The organism is Kitasatospora sp. NPDC007106, from assembly GCF_040634455.1.
Classification (GTDB): Bacteria; Actinomycetota; Actinomycetes; order Streptomycetales; family Streptomycetaceae; genus Kitasatospora; species Kitasatospora arboriphila.
On sequence record NZ_JBEYFP010001157.1, the window covers coordinates 1 to 1,576 of the forward strand.

Consider the following 1,576-nt stretch of genomic DNA (forward strand, 5'->3'; position numbering starts at 1 on the left):
GGCCGGGGATGGGCGGCGACGATCACCGGGACGGGCTACCGGCCCACGGGCGGGATCCGGGTGACCGGCCCCCGGGGCCAGGACAGGGCGGTGGCCCTGCTGAGAGCCGCCGCCCTGTGCAACGACGCCTCCCTGCAGGCGCCCGCCGACGGTGCCTCCGAGTGGACCGCCCTCGGCGACCCGACCGAGGCCGCCCTCCTGGCCGCGGCCACCAAGGCCGGACTCGACCTCGCGGAACTCGCGGTGGAGCGCCCCAGGATCGGCGAACTCCCCTTCGACAGCGTCCGCAAACGGATGACCACCGTCCACCGGGCGCCGGACGGCGGGGTGGAGGTGTGCCTGAAGGGCGCCCCCGAAGCCGTGTTGACACCCGACGTCCTCCTGGACGGCCCGGACCTCCTCGACCGGGCCCGCGGCGCGGCCGCCCGGCTTGCCGCCGACGGGTACCGGGTGCTCGCCGTGGCCGCCGCCACGCGCGAGGGCACGGAGACCGCCACCGAGGCGGGACTGCACCTGCTGGGGCTCGCCGCGCTCAGTGACCCGCCCAAGCCGGCCGCCGCCGCCACGATCAGGGCCTGCCGCCGGGCCGGCATCACCCCCGTACTCATCACCGGAGACCATCCGGCCACCGCCCGGGCGCTCGCCGCGCGCGTCGGACTGACCTCCCCCGAGCCGGGTGGCGCGGCGGACGTCGTCACCGGCGCCGACCTCGCCGCCGGTGTCCACCCCGACCTCACCGCGGTCCGCGTCTTCGCCCGCACTGACCCGCAGCAGAAGCTCGACATCGTCGACGCCTGGCGCGAGAACGGCGCCGTCACGGCGATGACCGGCGACGGCGTCAACGACGGCCCGGCCCTGCAACAGGCGGACATCGGCGTCGCCATGGGCCGCCGCGGCAGCGAGGTGGCACGGCAGGCCGCGGACCTGGTGCTGGCGGACGACGAACTGGCCACCGTGGTCTCCGCGATCGAGGAGGGCCGCCGGGTCTACGACAACATCCGCCGCTTCCTGCTGTTCGCGATGTCGGGCGGCGCGGCCGAGATCCTCGTCATGCTGCTCGGCCCCGCCGTGGGACTCCCGCTGCCGCTGCGGGCCGGCCAGATCCTCTGGATCAACCTGCTGACCCACGGCCTGACCGGTGTGGCCGTGGGCGCCGAGCCGGTCGCCGCGCGGACCATGAGCCGCCCGCCGAGGCCCCCGGGCGAGCACGTCCTGGGCGCCGGGCTGTGGCAGGGCGTGCTGCGCCTCGGCGTCCTGGTGACGGCGCTCAGCCTCGCGGTCGGGGTCTGGTCGCAGGACCACGGCGGTGCGTGGCAGAGCCTCCTCTTCCTGACCCTGCTCGCCGCGCAGCTCGGGGTGGTCCTCGGCCTGCGGGAGCGGCTGTTCACCCGGGCCAATCCCTTCCTGCCGCTGGCCGTCGCCGCCTCGGCCCTGCTCGGTCTCGCGGCCTTGTACCTGCCGGCCCTCCAGGACGTGCTCGGTACGGCGCCGGTCCCGTGGCCCGGTCTCGGCACGGCCGTCGTCGCCGCGCTGGTCGCCTTCGCCGCCACCCGGTTCGATCCGGCCACGCGGCACG

The 1,576-nt window shown here is 76.3% G+C and carries 1 protein-coding gene; it reads left to right on the forward strand.

Features of this window, described 5'->3' with window-relative positions; translation table 11 throughout:
* Positions 1–90: 90 nt before the first annotated feature.
* The coding region (locus tag ABZ641_RS36715) for an HAD-IC family P-type ATPase (RefSeq protein ID WP_359988885.1) at positions 91–1,576 on the forward strand (1,486 nt) is incomplete at its 3' end.